The organism is Acinetobacter sp. YH12231 (assembly GCF_013417755.1).
Lineage (GTDB): Bacteria > Pseudomonadota > Gammaproteobacteria > Pseudomonadales > Moraxellaceae > Acinetobacter > Acinetobacter amyesii.
This window is the reverse complement of the sequence record NZ_VPDJ01000007.1, coordinates 68933-87443: the sequence shown is the minus strand read 5'-3', so window position 1 is coordinate 87443 and position 18511 is coordinate 68933. Positions and strand designations below refer to the sequence as shown.

Genomic DNA, 18511 nt, shown 5'->3' with positions numbered 1-18511 from the left:
ATGAGCATGTTGAACTTTCCTACACCATATCCTAATGAATTAATTTACAGCACGATAGCCAGAGCTGGAATTCATCATGCTATTACAAGCCCTAAGCAATTACTTGAAGAAGTATTTGCTAATCGTAAAGTCATTGCCACGATTGATTTACCTAGCCATCTAATATGTCTTTCAAATCATTTACCACCACACTATGCGCTCGAAAACCTTGCTTATAAACATACACTTTTCCCAATCCACGCTTTATTTTCTCCAGAAAAAATACGTTTGAAATGCCTTCAATGGATGGGGAGTCAATCAAAAGGTTCAATCCATTTAGCATTAGGCGTTGCGGCATCCAAAGTTAAGCAGATATCAACACATCGATATTGTCCACATTGCTTAGAAGACCAATATCGCGAATATGGGGAATTCTTTTGGGCAAGAGTTTGGTATATCCAAGGCGCAAATTGTTGTAGCAAACATAAATTTAAATTGTCAGAATTTTTACTAGCATCCCATTTGAATGGGCGGCATCAATTTATTCCTGCAAGTTCTATCCTAGATCGTAAGCAACCTAATGACCCTGCTCATAAATTAGATCTAATCGTGAGTAGGCATGTTGATGAGTTGTTAGAACTTCCACCAACAACATCACCTACATTTCATCAATGGAGTCAATTTTATCAACGTATTGCAAAGCGATTAGGTTTCGACAAAGGTTCTAAACACATTGATCATTCAAAAATTCATGCAGCAGTTATAAAAACATGGGATTTAAAATGGCTACAGCAACATCACCTAGATGAACTGAAGTCTGAAACAAGTTGGCTTAAAGCTATCTTTAGGAAGCATCGTAAGTCATTTAGCTATCTTGAACATATTATTGTCTTAGAGACGTTTTTACCTAAAAGCTGGACATGGACTACCATTCTGAGTGAAGTTCATCAGATACCATGTAATCCCCCTAGTACTGATACACCAATTCAAAGAACTAAGTGTAAAGACTACTTGATACTCAGAGCAAAACGTAATGAATGGGTATCTTTAATTCAAAATTTTGGAATAAAGCCGTCTAGAGTCAAAAATGCAGCATTATATGCATGGCTTTATCGCAATGATAAAGCTTGGTTACTAACAACGAATAAAAGCTTTCATGCTTTGCCCTCAAGCATTCCCAAGAAAGTAGATTGGCCTCTAAGAGATTGGCACATGGTGAGGCGATTATTCAAAATATTCTATCAATCATTAGACGATTTGAGTTTACCTCGGCAATCTAGAAACTGGTATCTCAAGCAACTACCGCAACACTCCACCGTAGAAAAAAACCTTTATCAACTACCCTTAACACATAAATTTCTGAGCACTTTTTCAGAAGACATTAGCAGTTATCAAATCCGAAGAATTACTCGAACGATTATTCAATTTAAAAAAATTAATCAGCAACCAGTGAGTTGGCAATTATTACGGCTTTCAGGATTAAGTGAAGAAAGATTAACTAATGAAACACTTAAATTCCTGAATCAAATTAAAAGGATCGATCATGGTTAAGATAAATCATATTGCTAAAAATATGAAAATAAAAAAGATTGGCTCTTTGTTTAAAAAACATAACTCAGGAAGTTGGGCTATAAACCTAGTTTTGGAAAATGAAAGTAAAAATACTGAGTCAACTTACACTAATTTCTCTAATGCAAAATTATTAAGAAAAAATAGCCACATCAATCCTACCCAAGAATATCCTAAAGGCTACAACCTACGCTTTAAAATTAGTTCAACTCAAGATTGGCTATCTTCTGTCAATAATTCAAACTTTCCGAAAGGGAAGTTTGTAGAACATTATTTCTTGTTTGATGCAGTCCGTGTGGATCAATTCGGTCAGCCGATGTCCGAAACCATCAAAATTAAGCTCCCTCAATTTGAGCTTGCTCGATCTCTGTTTTTATACACTCCATATTTAGCAAGATCGGCAGTTTTAGAGAATAGTTTGAGTATCGATTTCGATATTATTTCGAATCGAGATCATTATCTCATCAATATTTTACCAGCCTGCTCATACCCAATTTCTCATTTCAATGATTCAGGTATACGACGCATCTTATCTTGGATTCTTCTTGATTCTGATATTCGACAATCTTTTGAAAGTATCAGTCGGTTTTGTACGAAATATGGCTATGACGTTGACCAATACCGTATATGGAGTTTTTGTTTTAATCCACCTCAACTCAATGGTGTAATCTTTGATACATACGGCTATTACAGAGCTGAAACTTCAGAGTTTTTTGTCAATGAAATTTCAGGTTTTGAAAGAATCTCGAGTTGTATCTCAAAAGAAGTCGAGTTCTATAGTGATAAATTCATTGAGTCTAAATCAGGTGGGAAAGGTGAAAACTCTTCAGGGACTAAAAATTATGGAAAAGAGTCCACCATTAAAGATGAGGAAGATGGTAATAACGATGATGTTCAAATCATTGATGTTGTACCGACACACTTCGACTTCCTAGAAGCCATTGAAACAAGGAAAACTTCTAAAAAAACTAGGCATAGAAACCATGGTACAAAAGATCAAGATTTACCATCTAACAATGCAACACCGCAAGTCAGTACGAATGAGCCTATTTCTGAGGGTACTATCCCCTCTGCTGAATTTAATGGTGTTGAAGATGAAACTGAAGATCTTCATCTGTATCTTGATCGTTTCTCAGCATTTCAACAAATGATTGATTTATTTTGCAAAGAAAACTCAGTTAAAAATTTTAGCTTTCAACTTCACAAATTACCTAACATTCAAGGCCACTCCAAACATATAAAGACTGATGGTAATCCTAGATGTGTCGCAGAAGTCAGCTTTCAATTTAATGGTCACAATATTGTGATCTTAGAAGTAGATACTTCTGACAATAAGAAACCTCTTTCAACTCGTGTTTTATCACTTAAAGACATGAATCAATGGAATCAAGTTGATCGAGGCAAAGTACTTGAGCTTGTAGTCACGCAATGTTTACGATGGCCAAAAGGAATTTTTAGAAATATTTGCTATAAAAATAGTACATTGAACCATCCTAGAATGAATTCAAAAAATCAAAACATCTCTGAGTCTGAATTAAAAAAATGGAGTAACCGTTTGAATGATTTGATTCATGCCACTTAAGCAGCAATTTCTTTTAATTGAGCATATTTACTGAAATACAAACTATTTATAAAATACTCAATTTTATCTAAAGAGCTATAAAGAGCTCCTGTTCCTGAGTAATTCTTTTTAAAATCGTCCCAATACATATATATAGCTTCTTTCAAACATTCAGCTTCTGCTAAATTTTTGCACTTAACGGCAAAAATGCAGTCAGAAATTACTATTTCAAGGTCTGAAGATAAGATACAAATTTTTTCCTGATTAAAATTACCTACTCTAGGAAATAAAATTGCTGGGCCTCGTACTATAGAGTTTTCATTAGTAACCTGAAGGCAATTTAAAAAATCAATAGTATTGTTTTTTAATGTAGTCGTATGAACTAATGGATAACCATTGTCGAGGATTTTACTCGATGCTGTATGCATCTGAAATTTCCCTCTAAAAACTCTTGGATCTAATCTATCAGTAGTTGATTGAATCTTCTTCTGAGAATCAGTTGGTTTGATATTCTCAATCATAATAATTGATGTTTTTACTCTGACTTTCTCAAAAGTAGCTTCTTTGTTGTGTGTAATAATTTTAAATGTGTATTTTGCTTTTAAGTAAGTTAGTGCCTTTTCATCTCTTTGGCTTGTCAAGCAACCATTAGGTACAACTGCTACTAGAAACCCACCTAATTTCAAAAATTTAAGAGCATTATAAATAAAGTTAAGGGCCACACCAGATTGAATTTTTGTTTCTGTACCCTCCCACAATATTGGTTTAATACCTCTTTGACTAAATGGAGGATTTAATAAGATTAGATCAATTTTATTTTCGAACTTATTGAGTTGAGAATCAGCAATAGCATTTGTATCTAAAAAATCAATATTGAATTTTTTCCAATCATTATTTTCTAATAAATTTAAAGTACCCATAGATAAATCATTTGCTACAACATTTACTCCTCTAGGCCACTTTTTTAAAGCAGCATAAATTAGGCTTCCCTCTCCAACTGCAAAATCTGCAATACAAGACGGTTGAAATTTTTTTGGCAAGGAGTCCACTAAAAGGCTAGCCAATAAAGGAGGAGTAAAATGTTGATCTATCATTAAACTAAACTTGTCCTACGTGCTCTCAAACTTCTTATAAAATCTTGTGTTCTAGTTGGATTAGGTTTAACTAGACTAGAAACATGATAAACGTGCAGCTTTGAAGATCCATCAGTTCTGCCTGATTTCCTAACTGGATGATCGTAGATTATCTCAATCTGAGGATGATTCAATGCAAACATAACAGCTGCTAAAGCATGAGGCTTAGTTCCTATAGGTGCAATTTTAATATGCTGCTCATTATACGTTGTATATACGTCATTTAATAAATAATAACAACTAAATGGACAGTCCCCTGGAGCATACCGAATTGATTCCCATGCGCGAGTTTCAACTAATGAAGCTTTATTGCCTTTCAAAGTTTCAAAAACATACCATGGTTTAAATCCAGGCAAACCAACGATAGGCATTATATGTTCATTAGCTGGTTGGATTTGTTCAATAATGTACTTTAATCTCGTACCTTCAAAACCAAGCAAAGGAACAAACATAGTCTCTGCTTTTTTAGGTGCAAGTACTGCAAAACCCGGCAAAGGAGAAATTTCTGTAATTTTTTCACTTAAATCATAAATCTGACCCTCAAGACGTGCATCACTTCTGCTATATAAACCTGGTTCTACATATACAACCATTACTTTATAACCATTGTCTATTGCAGACTTCAATACTCCTGCCCATGTAGAATGAGACAATCCTGTAATATCTATATAAACATTTGATTCTTTTGGTACATCTTTCCATAAAGTTGATAAATTTTGGTCACTTCTCAAAAATATCTCATTTGAGTCATCACCATTAACAGTGAAGGAACTATTCGTTTTCTCTGAAATTTCAATGAAATTTACATTTACTGTAGAACTTTTCCAATCAGCGATATGACGGCTTCTAACTTCATCTGTGAAGCCAAATACATAAATACTATGATCAAGTGGCTTAAAATCTCCTGCTTGCTGAAAAGTATCAGTATAAATTGGTACATTTTTTAAATTATTCATAATAATCCCCAAACAACTGTAGTTGATCAGGTAATTGAAAATCTAAGCTTTCGTTTCGATTTGAGTTTTCAAGTACTTCTTTGATACCTTCTTTAGGTTGCATAACTAATTTTAAAAGGCTACTTGATTGCAAAGTTATCTTACGTTTTTTCCTATAGGAAAATACGAAAAATGGAGAAAAAATAGGATGGATCATGTAATCATAATCCTTAATATCAGTTTTATCAGTTAACTTACTACCTGGCGTTCTTGTTAAAGCTAAATGCATCACAGCTTGAGTAAGGATATTATTAACGGTACGTTCATTTGCTGGATCTGAATCGCTCACTAATTGGAATTGATTCGCTTCAGGGGTATGCCCTAATGGAGATGCAGCTAATACACCAAAAACACGTCCTAGGCTTAATAACAACTTTGTAAGTTTTGCCCCTTCAACGCTAAGTCCTTCTAATTCTGTTAGATTTTTTCGGCCAATTTGAATTGTAGCATTAGTTTGTACATCATAAGAGATTGGAATAAGATTCGTTGTATCTGATTCTTCCAATAAGTTTAAATGTTCCAGTAATGCCGCATGTACCAATTCTAATAAGTAACGAATATTACCATTAGCTAAACTTAGATAAGTATCCCAACCTGTGTAGTATTTTCTAATACCCACTTTGCCCGCTCGAATAGAAAATAAAGATGCATAGAAATGATTATTCAGTCTCGTATTCCAAGAATCTTTACCATTTAAAAGCCAATCTTCAACTAAGTCAGTAAAACTCTTACTTTTCTCCTTTTCACTCCAATATTTTATAAAGAAAAGGTAACCTGGTTGTATCTCTTTAGCTTTTTCATAGAGACTTTTATCAATTTGTTGCTCTAAGTCTTTCAACCATCCCAAATGACTATTTTTTAATAGTAAGTTAGCTTCTTCAAGCTGGGATAAAGATGGTAAAAGATCCGTTATTCTTATTTCCTCTTGCTGTCCAAGAAAACTAGGATCATTTAACCGACTATTAATGACAGCTTCAGCAAATCCCTTAAACTTATTAGCTTCTTTATTACCTGTACTATTCTGGAATATTTCTGTTAAATCAATTCGCACATAATCTGCTGGTGATGTTAACTGTTCATTCTCATTTAAAGTTGCCTTTTGTCTAAACCCTAGCTCTCTTACACCAATTTTAAATGTATAAAAACTATTGTTATGTTTAATTAGAGTGTTTAATACTTGTTGTTGGTAATCTTGAAAGTTTTCAAACTCATCAATTAAGAAAAAGAATTGTTTACCTTCTAATACTGTACCTGAAAGCAAAGCCTCACTTAAGATATCTATTGGTGCTCCTTGCATCGTAATTTTACTTGGTGGATTATCAACTACCTGATTAATAGAAGATTCAAATTCCAGTAATAAAATTTCTAACTCTTCTTCCAAATATTCTAAAGAATCTATTACCTCATCTAGTTGAAATACTGCTTTAATTCTTCTCCATTTTCTTGGAGTTATTTCAATTTTTTCACCTGTATTTTTTTCATACCACAAAGCAAACCTAACTAATTCCTGACAAAAGCATAAGTTAATATAATGACTGAAATAACTTATCCATCTATCTAAAGAAACATCATTACCACTAAATGTTGTGACCCGATTAGTGTTTACTCTGTAATAGATTCCTATAAAATTCCAATCCTGAATCTGGCTATTGGTATTTAGAGTGAATTGTCCTGTATAGGAAAGCCCTTTAAGCACAGTTGTTTTACCTGTGCCTCGACCACCAATTAAAACACAAGGCCTATTTGTTTTTAATTCCGAAAAATATCCTGGCTCATTGAAGTGATCGAAAAGCTTTGAACTTAACCACTCAGCTCTGTATAAACCTAATAATTCTTGAGATTTTTTTAATCTCAGTAAATAATTACTCATAACTGCCCCTTTTTCAAAAGAGGCTTAAATCCTCCCTCATTATGATAAAATAAAGGTAGTGTTGCATCTGGCCAACCATGGGAAAAACCTAATACTAAACCCAATCCTAAATATCCTTGCCAGCTCACAATTTTATTTCCGTCATCAAATACTTGTACTCCAGCGTGCGGTAATTCAGGTATACCTGCTTTGATGCTCATATCTCGAATAAAACTTGGCCCATCTTTAGAGAAATCTCTCCAAATATAAGAATCAGGGTTTAAAGCACTATGTAAATCTGTGTATAAATGTGCGGGTATTACTTCCACTGGACAAAACCTATTAATATGATCATAGCCTCGTTGCGTACATATTGCCGTACAATAAAAAAATCTATGATTAGAATAAGACTGATATAAACTATTAAAAGTTACATCTTCAGCAATTTTCTGGTTATTCCATAGAGTAACGAATTGGTTTCCTGAACCAACAAAGTCATCAACAAATACAAAATTTGCTTTAGGGTTCGATTGTATCGTTTCAATAAAACTACTAGCATTAAGTAACCTTGATTCTGGTATTCCTAATATATCTCTAGACATCCTTGTAAAGATAAACCCACTATCTGCATCACTTGGATTTTCTCCAGTCACTTTCAATATATATAAATTATCTAAAAATTCCCCCCATTCTCTTGCTGACAAATTTGTGTCATTTTTATCTTTTAAAACATGCTTTGAAAGAGATATAAAGCTACTTTTAAACAACTGTCTTACCATATCTTCAGAAAAATAAGTGAATTTTTCCAATAATCTTCTAGCAAATCTTTGCTCATCAGAGTCAAAATTGGTTATCCACTCTTGGGGAGCAAATTGATTTCTTTTAGGCCAAACCCCAGTATCTACAAAATATTTCCACTGATCATCACTTTGAAACATTAATGAATACTCAACTTATTTTTCTATTTGCTTATATCTTTGTTCTAACTGTGTATATAAATAGCTAGACAATTGAATATCAACCTTATCCTCATAATACTTGTTCAAAATCTCATATAAATGTTCATTATCTTCACGATTATTCCAAATTTTTATATATTCCCCAGATTTATATCCATTATGCTGTCTAAAGCTATTCAATACATTTTTCGCAACATATAGTTTATAGATTTCAACTATATCAAGAGATAACATAAGCGATAGATTCATAAAACTTTGTATATCAAACTTCTTATGCGTAATTGTAAAAGCCATGAAATCTTCAACTTTTTTTAATACTTCATCTTTATCTATAGTTGTATTATGAATGTCTATCAAACCATCTAAACTAACTTTATCTAATTCTTTTGATATTTCATCAATTGTTATCTTTCTTTGAAGAATATCACTAAGACCAAAGTGCCAAATATCTATTAATTCAATTTGAGCTTGTTCAATATCGATTTCTTGTTTCTTCCACCATTTCCAACCGATATGATCCATTAATTCTGCACATTCAGTCCAAATCGCTCTATACCAAGGATTATGAGCATTTCGCCATTCATTATTTATTAAACTATTAATAGAATCCTGTAATTCCAACATCTCTTTCATAAGTATTGCATATTGATTTTTCATAAAACTTCCTTAAAAAATAAATTATTATTACAACAGTACTTTACAAATTATTTTAATATAAATCAGCCACCTCTAGGGTAATAATTGAGATGGTAGTACTCCTAAAGTATTTGCCAACTCATAGATTTTTTCCAAAGTAGGATTTACTTCCCCTCTTTCAATCCGTCCTAAATAACTTCGATCCATGTTACAAAGCAATGCCAATTGTTCTTGTGACATGTTTTTTTCTTTTCTGTACTTGCGAATCAATTGCCCAAATTGAATAGTAAGTTCTGACATAAACATTCGAATGCTTAAAAAAAAGAACTATTACTATTTGAGGACTATATAGCCACGGACTATAATCCTCTTTTTGGGTTTTTCTAGCTTTTATCATGAAACAAATTTATTCTCCTATCTTTCAATCTTTTCTAGTACTTCTCTCCCAAAACCAAATTGATGGATGGACGTCAAATAAAATTTGGAACAACTTGAATCTTTCAAAAGATGAAAAGCAACGAATCAGCCAGCAACAACTTTATAGACTTCTGAGAAAAATGGTGCGACAAGGCCACTTGATCAAGAATATTCATTCAAATAATCCAAGACTTTCAACATTTTCAGAAACTAAAAGTATGGGTACTTTGAGGAAGCAATTTGACCTTAAAATCGTTAGAAATGACTCAGAAAAACTTGGTTTAAAAACTAAGGACTTAAAAGAAAAGCAAAAGATTTATGAAAACCAAATAAAAGCTTCTGAACAAGCCCTTAGAGACTTTCCAGAACTAAAAACTGATATTTTGAGAAGAAAAAATCAATTACTTCAAGATATTGAAAAATTAAAAGCTTACACTGACTTTCTAACATCACTGATATAATATGAAAGTAGATTCAACGAGCTTAAAGTTTCATTTTAGTATGAAACTTTATTACTCAACAGGTACTAGAGATTGAGGAAAAAATAATTTTTAGTATGAAACTTTATTTTTTCTTCAATTATTTACAGTTTATAAATATCAAGAAGTTAAGGTTGAACCAGTATGAAACTTTATTACTTTCATACAGCCTCATGGCTCCTTTTTTTATTTAACATACCCATTAGGATTATTTATCTGCCAATTCCAACTATCTCGCAGCATATCTTCTAAAGAAAATTGAGGTGTCCAATTTAATTCTATTTTTGCTCGACGATTATCCGCAAAACAAACAGCAACATCTCCGCTACGACGTGCTACAAATTCATATTTTATTTCAACGCCATTTACTTGCTCAAATGTGTTTATCACTTGAAGTACTGATGCACCTTTGCCCGTAGCAATATTCCAAGCGCGGCAGCCCTGACTTTTCACACGATTTTTTAACGCACAGATATGTGCATCTGCTAAATCCATAACATGAACATAGTCACGTATACCAGTTCCATCTAAAGTTGGATAATCATTTCCAAAAATCGCTAATTTATCTCTTTGTCCTATTGCAACCTGTGTTACATAAGGTATTAAATTATTAGGAACACCATGTGGATCTTCTCCAATCCGTCCACTAACATGTGCCCCAACTGGGTTAAAATAACGTAATAATGCAATCGACCAACGCTCATCACTTGCAGATAACTTTTCCAATAGCTGCTCGACAATATACTTCGTATAACCATAATTATTGGTCGTATTTCCAGTAGGCATATTCTCATCTAAAGGAGATTGATGAGTTTCACCATATACTGTTGCTGATGAACTAAATACAAAATTAAAAACATTAGCTCGCTGCATCGACTTTAAAAGATTTAGAGTTCCTGAAATATTATTGTCAAAATATTCAAAAGGGATTTGCTGACTTTCACCCACTGCTTTTAAACCAGCAAAATGTATCACTGCATTGATTTGATGCATTTGAAAAATTCTATCTAGACACTCCCCATCTCGAATGTCACCTTGAATGAATATTAATGATTGATTTGCTAGAATTTGAACACGTTTAAGCGCTTCTACAGAACCATTGGCTAAATTATCTAAGACTACAACAGAATACCCTTCTTCTAACAACTTCAGACAAGTATGTGAGCCAATATATCCAGCCCCTCCAGTAACTAAAACCTTAAACACTAATTAACTCCAAGCAAAATATTTACTTAATTTTTTTCGTAGTTCCAGAAAATCGTTCCGCACCAACTTCTTGATCTGGTGCATTAATACCCTCCTTTTTTAACATGACCTCAACTGTTTTAAACATAATTTTAAAGTCTAACCAAATTGAATGTGTATTTACATATTGCACATCAAGATCAAATTTTTCTTCCCAAGACAAATTATTTCGACCACTGACTTGGGCAAGCCCCGTCATTCCTGGTTTGACGTCATGACGGCGCATTTGTTCAGGAGTATAATGTTCTAAAAAATCTTTCATCTGAGGTCTTGGCCCCACAATACTCATGTCACCTTTTAGTACATTAATCAATTGCGGCATTTCATCTAAGCTTGTTGATCTTAACTTATGACCAAAAGGTGTAATACGCTGATCATCAGGTAAGGGATTTCCATTTTTATCCATTGCATGGAGCATAGATCGGAACTTCATCATTTTAAATATTTTTGCATTTTTACCAGGTCTTTCTTGGTAAAAGAAAATCGGTGAACCTAAATTTTTACGAACTTTGTAGGCAACCAAGATAAATATGGGGCTTAAAATTATTAATGCAAAAGCTGCAATTAATATATCAACTAACCTTTTCATTCACTAAACCTATTGAGCCTCAATACATCCAACATAATATATTAATCAATCAATCACTTAGTTAATTGATTACAAATATCAAAATAAGATTTTTCACATAAAAATGAAAATAAAAATATGTTCAAAAACATAAAACTATAATTAAAGTATAGAAATTAATTGCTGAACCGTAGTATCCCTGATGTACTGTGCTCGAATTTTCTCGCGATTCGAAACAGACAATACAGGATTGAAATCCTCGAAAATTTTTTCTACTTCTAGCTTAAGTGTTTCAACATTACATGGCTGAATCAGCGACACTTTTTCAAATTTGCTGAGAGTTGCTGATGCAATACCTTGGCCGCCATAAATGATATATTTTCCAGTAGAAAGATACTCATATAACTTTGAAGGCATGGCTGTTTCAAAATCTGGAGTAAGCTGCGCATATAAAATATCGGTGCTGTTATAAATTTCGATCAGCTCATTAAAATTTTTTCTACCCAGAAAATTTAGATTTGACGCAGTATGATCTGCTAGAGCATAAATACGTTCAAAATCAGTCCCCCCACCAACAATATTAAACTTCACATTGGGTAATTGCTTGCTCACTTCAACAAGTGTTGAAAGGTCCTGCGCTAGGCCAACATTGCCAATATACGTCACTGTTTTTATATTTGAAGAGTTCACTGTAACTGAACTGAGCTGTTCAAATATTGATAAAGAAACTCCATTAGGCACTTTAATCACATTCTGACTGTCTGATTTGAATTTGGATATATATTCAAATTCATGATCATTTGTAACACTAATAATCTTAAAGCGCTTTAAATTAAAAAGTGCGCTTTTTGTAAAAATAGTTTTAGCCACTCTATTAATCAATGATTTAGTGTCTAAATATTCCCAACTTAAATCACGAATATCCAGCACGTTTACTTTATGAGTAGGCAATATTGCACTCATGTGTAGTAAAAACATGGATGGAATCGTAATTAAGTTAATATCACAGTTCATTTCCTTGGCTTTTTTTAATGCCAAAGACGCAATTTTCATTTCTAAAAATGCACGTTTCACAAAAGATGGAATTTTTGTGTCTATAAAAGGAATTTTGTAGTGATTAAAATTCGCATCTTCTAATAAATGGTAGTTATCATGATCCATTGAAATTAGTTTTACTTCATGGCCTTGCTCAAGCGACGCATTAACTAAACTTAAGATGCGATTTCTAGAAGCATTTTCACTTTCCAGACTATTTGCACTAATGATACATATCTTAGACATTTTCAGCGTCCACATCCATTATGGTAATGCTTATTTTACATTCACCTGATTTTAAAAATATTTTCAAACATAGATTATCTATGGATTTACCAAATTCAGGGTGCCATAAAGTATTTAAAAGCTGTGAATCTATCTGTCCATCTAAATGAAGATAGACTGTGGTATTAGCAAGTTTACATTGGTATTCATTTGATGATACTTGCTGAATTTGAACATCTGGATGAAAATAAAGATAAGAAATAGCCTGATGAAATTGACCTGTAATTTGATCAATTAAGCTGATTTTATGTTCACTAAATGCCACTGATCGCCGATGTGTGACACCTTTTAAGGATTTATACGATGCCACCAATTCATGGATCTGATTACCCTTTTGATCTATAGACTCAACTTGAGGACTAACTCTTCTTGCCACTCTAAAGCCAGACCATATTTCACTAGAGTTCTGACCATCTATTTCAACAGTATTATGTGTCGCAGTCCCTCGTTGCAATAAACGCTCTTTACCTAAACCGTACTGAGAAATACCTGAATTGACAATAAATCGAGCGTCATTAATACTTAACTCAAAGCTCAACGTATCTGCATGTGCATGTCCAGGCTGATATGAGGGACCAACTTCCGCAACATCCATTATAAATTTATAAGCTGGGCGCTGAACAACGAGATACCCGCTTGGTTTTAAGTAACAATCGTCTAAATTCGAATCTGAAACTGCTATACCCAATTTCTCTGCGTATTTTGACAATTTTTCATAACACGAGGCTATTCCAAACGTAGCATCATTAAAGAAAGAAATTTCACCATCTGGATGAGACATCAGACTTAACCAATTCAACATTTTCACAATTTTGTTTTGAAGATGTTGAGCGTGGATTAAATCCAATTTTTTATAGATTTGAGCCACCTGATAAATATCTAATAAATCTTCTAGAAAAATAGCGTGATACATCGGTGTTAATTCAAAATTTGCACCATCATCTAAAACCTGTTCGTCAATTTCCTTAGAGTAAATTTTTAGACCAAGCTCTAGCCATTTTTTAGATTCATGCGTATCAAAGTATAATCCTGCAAATATAAGCGCTTTCGCATTCGCAAATAAATGATTTGCTAAAATATGCCATTCAACAGTTTTAGAAAGATGCTCTGCCTGCAAAGCCAAACTATTCAATTGTGCTTGATCTAAAGGTTTACCCTGTAAACTCCATTTAATCCAATTCACAATACGAAGGGAGTTTGGATAAGGCTCCCAACCGTTACCTGTTGGATACGGATTTTCAGCAATCCACCTATTGATCAAATCAACATGCCAAGTTTGACGGTCTAATGCTTTTTCGGCATTCAAATCATCAAAATAATGTAAATTATATAGCCACAACTTTTCTTGCTGCGCATTATTCCAATCCTCAGCTTTATTTAATTCACCCTTATGATTTAAAAAATTAAAGCTGTTTGGGCTATGCATGCTAACAGGCTTAAATACAATATTATTCCAAAGCTTAGATTTAGACCTAAGGGAGACCAAAGATGGATAAGCTTTGACCTGAGGCTTTAAGAAAAGATAGTGCAGTCGATAATACAACTGCACAAATTTTAAATATTTAACCGTATGGATGAGTTTTAATATTTTCATTAAACAGACTAAACCTGCTTCTCTCGAAGTAATTGTGCAGCTTCAATTGTCACTCGAGCAACTTCAATAATTTCATCTAAAGGAATTGGTGTATTAGCACCTTTTTCAATTGCATCAACAAAAGCTTGTACACAATTCTCTTGACCTTTATCTTGTCGCCACAAGTTCATCTTTTTAAATCCAGACCAACCATAGCCTGTCATTTTGCGGAAGTTATCTAACTGTAAAACTTTACCGCCAGCAAAGACTTCGATTCTTTCCTTAGGAAATGCATTAGAGCCATTTGCTAAATAAAAAATCGTACCAAAAGAGCCATCTTCAAATGCCAATGTAATACAGGCTTTATCTTCGACTAAATCCTGATCAAATTGAGCCCCCATACCCTGTACTTGATAGCTACTAATTTTAGAACCCGCTAAGAAGCGCATTAAATCAATAAAATGACAAGCTTCACCAATAATACGACCACCACCAATTTCAGAGTCTTGAGTCCAGTGATCAGCAGGAATAGCACCAGCATTCATTGTCATGATAAATGCCTTAGGTTGTTTTACTGTGGCTAACAGTTGTTTCATTTTCTGAATTTGTGGTGAAAAACGACGATTAAAACCAACCATCAAATGCGGTTTAGTTGGTGAAGAATGATTTTTATAAAAATCTTCAATTGCTTGTACGTCTTCTAGATTTAACGCCAAGGGCTTTTCTACAAAAACATTTTTATTTGCAGACAATGCATCTAAAGCGAACTTGGCATGTGTATTATGGCGTGTTGCAATAATACAAGTATTAATTTCACTATTTTGCCAAATATCATTTAAGTCTGATGATGCTAATTTAAAGCCAGCCTTATCACCATGAATAACACTGTTTACACCACTTGCTGTGACAATAGTATGTAAATTAACATTGGTTTTTTTAAATGCTGGAATAAGTACTCGTGAAGCATAATTACCCGCACCAATGCACCCAAGGCTAACTTTAGCTGCTTGGTTGAACTGGTAATTACCAAGCTCTAAATGCTTATAGTGTCTAGTTTCAATTTGATGTGGATATTGTAAAATAATACCTAAACTGTCACGTACATTGGTCAGCACATTGTATGCAGCAACGGCATCTTCAAAGTTAAAACGATGGCTTACTAACGATGAGACATCTAAAGCACCAGATGCCATCATATCCAATACAGCAACAAAGTTACGCTGTTCTGTCCAACGTACAAAACCTACAGGATAATCATTGCCCTGCGCTTCATAAAATTCATCATAACGACCTGGGCCATATGAGCAAGATACTTGGAAACTTAGTTCTTTTTCATAAAAGTCTGCACGATTGAGTTCTAGACCAACAACACCCACTAAAATAATACGACCACGCTGACGACACATTAATGCTGCTTGGTGTACAGGATCATTTGACTTAGTCGAGGCGGTAATAATTACGCCATCCACACCCAAACCACGTGCAAATACTTCTGCCACTGTTACTGGATCTTGACCTAAAGCAGGATTACAAATTTCTGCACCGTATGTTTTTGCTAACTCTAATTTTTTAGCATCAAAATCTACTGCTAGTACACGGCATCCGTTGGCTCTTAATAACTGAATAGCCATTAAGCCAATAAGACCAGCCCCAATGACAACAAAACTTTCCCCTAAAGTCGGCTGTGCCAAACGGATACCTTGTAAAGCAATTGCGCCTAATACGGTAAAACTTGCCGCTTCATTAGACACATTATCTGGAATTTTTGCACATAAGTTTTTAGGTACTTTAACTACGTCAGCATGGTGACCATTGGAAACAACTCGATCACCAACTTTAAAACCCTCAACCTGTTTACCAATTTCTTGAATGACACCTACATTACAGTATCCTAGAGGTAATGGTTGGTTCAATTTAGATTGAACAGCTTCATAAGTGGTAAGCAGACCGTCAGTTTTAACCTTATCAAGTACCATACGCACTTTTTCGGGTTGTTGGCGTGCTTTATCAATAACATTTGCTTTACCAAAATCAACCAACATACGTTCTGTACCAGCAGAAATAAGAGAAATACTGGTAGAAATAATAAGGTGTCCTGTACTTATTTGAGGAGATGGGGCTTCAACAATTGAAGTGCCGCCTTTAGATAAATCTTGAAAAATTTGTTTCATTTAAAATTCTCAATCATTTTAAATAACTTATACCATTCATTTTTAGGTTCATAAGAAAAATCTTTTGAACTCGACAAATTACCCTGCTCTAAAAAAGCAAATCTACTTTCGTTAACTAATATAACATTATTAGGCAAACCATCATTAAAAATATTAATTAAATAGGGTGCATCATATAAAACAGGTTTACAATTGTAATAAAGAGCTTCAAATATTGGCAAACCGACAGTTTCATTTTTTGACGGGAATAACATAAAATCACATTTCCTATATAAATAATGCAAATCGCTCGTGTTTAATTTTCCTAAAAAAATAAAACAATCTGAAATTTCATGAAAATTATTACCAATTTCTGATGTTACAAAAACCTTGATATTATTTTTTATAAAGTAATCTTGGTTTTCAATTAAAAATTTAAAATTCTTATGAGGAGCATTTATATCTATTATAGGACATATGCAATATATAAAGTCATTTTCGAATTTAATCCGTAAAGAATTATAATTATCAGCATTATTAGGCATTAAAATAGATGGCCAAACCACTTCAATATTATTTGGATTAATAGATAACACATTAATCATATTGCTTTTTACTGCTTCCGTTTGACAAACATAATTGTCATCCCTATTAATCTTTGTAATAAATCTATATATTTTCATCCTTAAAGAATTACAAGTAAAGATTTTATTTTGATGCAAATAAGTTATTTTTTTATTTTTAAAAAAAATTAAATTCAAGTTCATAAAAGAAATAACAACATCAGCCTTAAATTTAAAACAAAAATAATAAAATCCAATAATAGAAAAAAACAAAGACAGAATACCACTGGTAGAAAACTTAATAACTTTAACATTATTAGATACATCTAAATCCAAATCAAAACCAACAACTATATAATAATTATTATTATCTTGAATATTTAATAAAAATGACTCAATAATAGTCTTAGCTCCTCCTTCTTTAGCACCAGAAGCATTAATTACAATATTTTTACTTACCATTTTATTTTCACCTCCTTGTTATTTAAGACAGAATAAAAGTATTTTGCCCCTATTTCAGGAGAAATATTATTAACAGACCATTGAAAAATAGTATCCTTATTAATATTTAAATTTTCCAAACTTATTAATGCATCATTTAGAGCATTATTATTTACTTGATCTAATACAATACCAAAACCAGAAGCTTTAACCAAACAATTAGCACCTGTATTTTTACTACATATAATTTTCAGTCCACTTAAAAGTGCTTCATTAATAACTGCTCCCCAACCTTCATCCCCAGTATTAGGTAATAATAGATAATCATAATTTAATAATTCACTTTTTAGTTCCGAGTTATTAACAACACCTTTATAATTTATATTAATATTATTATCAGAGGCTTCTCTAACTTCTGCCTCTAAAGGACCATTACCATAAATATCTATAATTCTATTTTTATTAGAATCATAACTAAAAACTTCTAAAATATTTAGTATACCTTTAGACTCAACTAATCTACCCACAAATAAATACCTACTTGTATTTTTAAAATTACTTTCTAAAATAATAGAATCCGTAAAATATCCAAATTTTTTTATTTTTTTATTTTTAAAACCAATTTTATTATACCAAGAGACACCTTTATCTCCTATTGCAAAAACACCTCTAACATTCTTACCATATTTTAAATAATTAAATTTATCTTTAATCAATCTTAATTTCCCTTTTAAACCCCTATCATCTTTACCTTCTGAATATATATACACATTATTATATTTTAAACATTCAACAAAAAAACTATTTAATCTTTTATAAGCACAAAATCCACTAAAGATATGAAAATCTCGAGAACTAATGTACTCTTTTGGATTTTTTATGTCGTTAAGATATATTAAATTAAATTTTTTATTCTCTAAATGAACCCAACCAAGACTTTTTCGATATTCAGGTATTGATTCAGATACAATTAAATCTATAGCAATGCCTTTATGATTTGATAGAGCATTTAATAGGGGTACTTGATGAATACTTACAATATTTTGCCAAAATGTAATCTTCATAAAATTGCCT

16 protein-coding genes are annotated in these 18511 nt (G+C 32.7%); 3 read left to right on the top strand and 13 right to left on the bottom strand.

Features of this window, described 5'->3' with window-relative positions; translation table 11 throughout:
- The first annotated feature begins 6 nt into the window (after window positions 1-6).
- Complete coding sequence (locus FTV11_RS05045) at window positions 7-1530, top strand: TnsD family Tn7-like transposition protein (protein ID WP_180073528.1); 1524 nt, start codon at window positions 7-9, stop codon at window positions 1528-1530.
- Window positions 1523-3130 carry a Tn7-like element transposition protein TnsE gene (locus tag FTV11_RS05040; protein WP_180073527.1) on the top strand — a complete coding sequence of 536 codons (1608 nt, stop codon included), beginning with the start codon at window positions 1523-1525 and terminating at the stop codon, window positions 3128-3130. The genes FTV11_RS05045 and FTV11_RS05040 overlap by 8 nt, the downstream gene beginning before the upstream one ends.
- Here the strand turns inward: FTV11_RS05040 and FTV11_RS05035 are convergent.
- The 6 genes from FTV11_RS05035 to FTV11_RS05010 all read right to left on the bottom strand — a co-directional run bounded on the left by FTV11_RS05035 (window position 3127) and on the right by FTV11_RS05010 (window position 8987).
- On the bottom strand, window positions 3127-4203 hold the full coding sequence (locus FTV11_RS05035; RefSeq protein WP_180073526.1) for an N-6 DNA methylase: 1077 nt from the start codon (window positions 4201-4203) through the stop codon (window positions 3127-3129). The two genes, FTV11_RS05040 and FTV11_RS05035, sit on opposite strands and share 4 nt — an antisense overlap.
- Complete coding sequence (locus tag FTV11_RS05030; RefSeq protein WP_180073525.1) at window positions 4203-5198, bottom strand: hypothetical protein; 996 nt, start codon at window positions 5196-5198, stop codon at window positions 4203-4205. The genes FTV11_RS05035 and FTV11_RS05030 overlap by 1 nt, the downstream gene beginning before the upstream one ends.
- A complete protein-coding gene (locus FTV11_RS05025) occupies window positions 5191-7107 on the bottom strand; it encodes a hypothetical protein (protein ID WP_180073524.1) in 1917 nt (638 codons plus the stop codon). The genes FTV11_RS05030 and FTV11_RS05025 overlap by 8 nt, the downstream gene beginning before the upstream one ends.
- Window positions 7104-8024: a hypothetical protein gene (locus FTV11_RS05020; protein WP_180073523.1), complete on the bottom strand. Its 921-nt coding sequence runs from the start codon at window positions 8022-8024 to the stop codon at window positions 7104-7106. The genes FTV11_RS05025 and FTV11_RS05020 overlap by 4 nt, the downstream gene beginning before the upstream one ends.
- 15 nt (window positions 8025-8039) lie before the next feature.
- Entirely contained in the window at window positions 8040-8702 is a 663-nt protein-coding gene (locus tag FTV11_RS05015) for a dUTP diphosphatase (RefSeq protein WP_180073522.1), read from the bottom strand.
- A 72-nt stretch (window positions 8703-8774) separates the two neighbouring features.
- The gene (locus FTV11_RS05010) at window positions 8775-8987 is read right to left on the bottom strand and encodes a helix-turn-helix domain-containing protein (protein ID WP_180073521.1); all 213 of its coding nucleotides are present in this window, start codon (window positions 8985-8987) and stop codon (window positions 8775-8777) included.
- An 89-nt stretch (window positions 8988-9076) separates the two neighbouring features.
- On the opposite strand from FTV11_RS05010, the gene FTV11_RS05005 reads away from it, so the two are divergent.
- A complete protein-coding gene (locus tag FTV11_RS05005) occupies window positions 9077-9559 on the top strand; it encodes a hypothetical protein (RefSeq protein ID WP_180073520.1) in 483 nt (160 codons plus the stop codon).
- Between the two features lie 204 nt (window positions 9560-9763).
- On the opposite strand, the gene galE is transcribed toward FTV11_RS05005, so the two are convergent.
- The 7 genes from galE to FTV11_RS04970 all read right to left on the bottom strand — a co-directional run bounded on the left by galE (window position 9764) and on the right by FTV11_RS04970 (window position 18501).
- Window positions 9764-10783 (bottom strand): UDP-glucose 4-epimerase GalE, encoded by a 1020-nt coding sequence (galE, locus tag FTV11_RS05000; RefSeq protein WP_168379467.1) that lies wholly within the window; start codon window positions 10781-10783, stop codon window positions 9764-9766.
- Between the two features lie 22 nt (window positions 10784-10805).
- A complete protein-coding gene (locus FTV11_RS04995; protein ID WP_180073519.1) occupies window positions 10806-11411 on the bottom strand; it encodes a sugar transferase in 606 nt (201 codons plus the stop codon).
- A gap of 141 nt (window positions 11412-11552) precedes the next feature.
- Window positions 11553-12671, bottom strand: a complete 1119-nt coding sequence (locus FTV11_RS04990) for a glycosyltransferase (protein WP_180073518.1) — start codon at window positions 12669-12671, stop codon at window positions 11553-11555.
- Window positions 12664-14304, bottom strand: coding sequence for a heparinase II/III family protein (locus FTV11_RS04985; RefSeq protein ID WP_180073517.1), 1641 nt, complete (start codon window positions 14302-14304; stop codon window positions 12664-12666). The genes FTV11_RS04990 and FTV11_RS04985 overlap by 8 nt, the downstream gene beginning before the upstream one ends.
- An 8-nt stretch (window positions 14305-14312) precedes the next feature.
- A complete protein-coding gene (locus FTV11_RS04980; protein ID WP_180073516.1) occupies window positions 14313-16454 on the bottom strand; it encodes a bi-domain-containing oxidoreductase in 2142 nt (713 codons plus the stop codon).
- A complete protein-coding gene (locus tag FTV11_RS04975; RefSeq protein ID WP_180073515.1) occupies window positions 16451-17458 on the bottom strand; it encodes a glycosyltransferase in 1008 nt (335 codons plus the stop codon). The genes FTV11_RS04980 and FTV11_RS04975 overlap by 4 nt, the downstream gene beginning before the upstream one ends.
- On the bottom strand, window positions 17452-18501 hold the full coding sequence (locus tag FTV11_RS04970) for a glycosyltransferase (protein ID WP_180073514.1): 1050 nt from the start codon (window positions 18499-18501) through the stop codon (window positions 17452-17454). The genes FTV11_RS04975 and FTV11_RS04970 overlap by 7 nt, the downstream gene beginning before the upstream one ends.
- Between the last annotated feature and the right edge of the window lie 10 nt (window positions 18502-18511).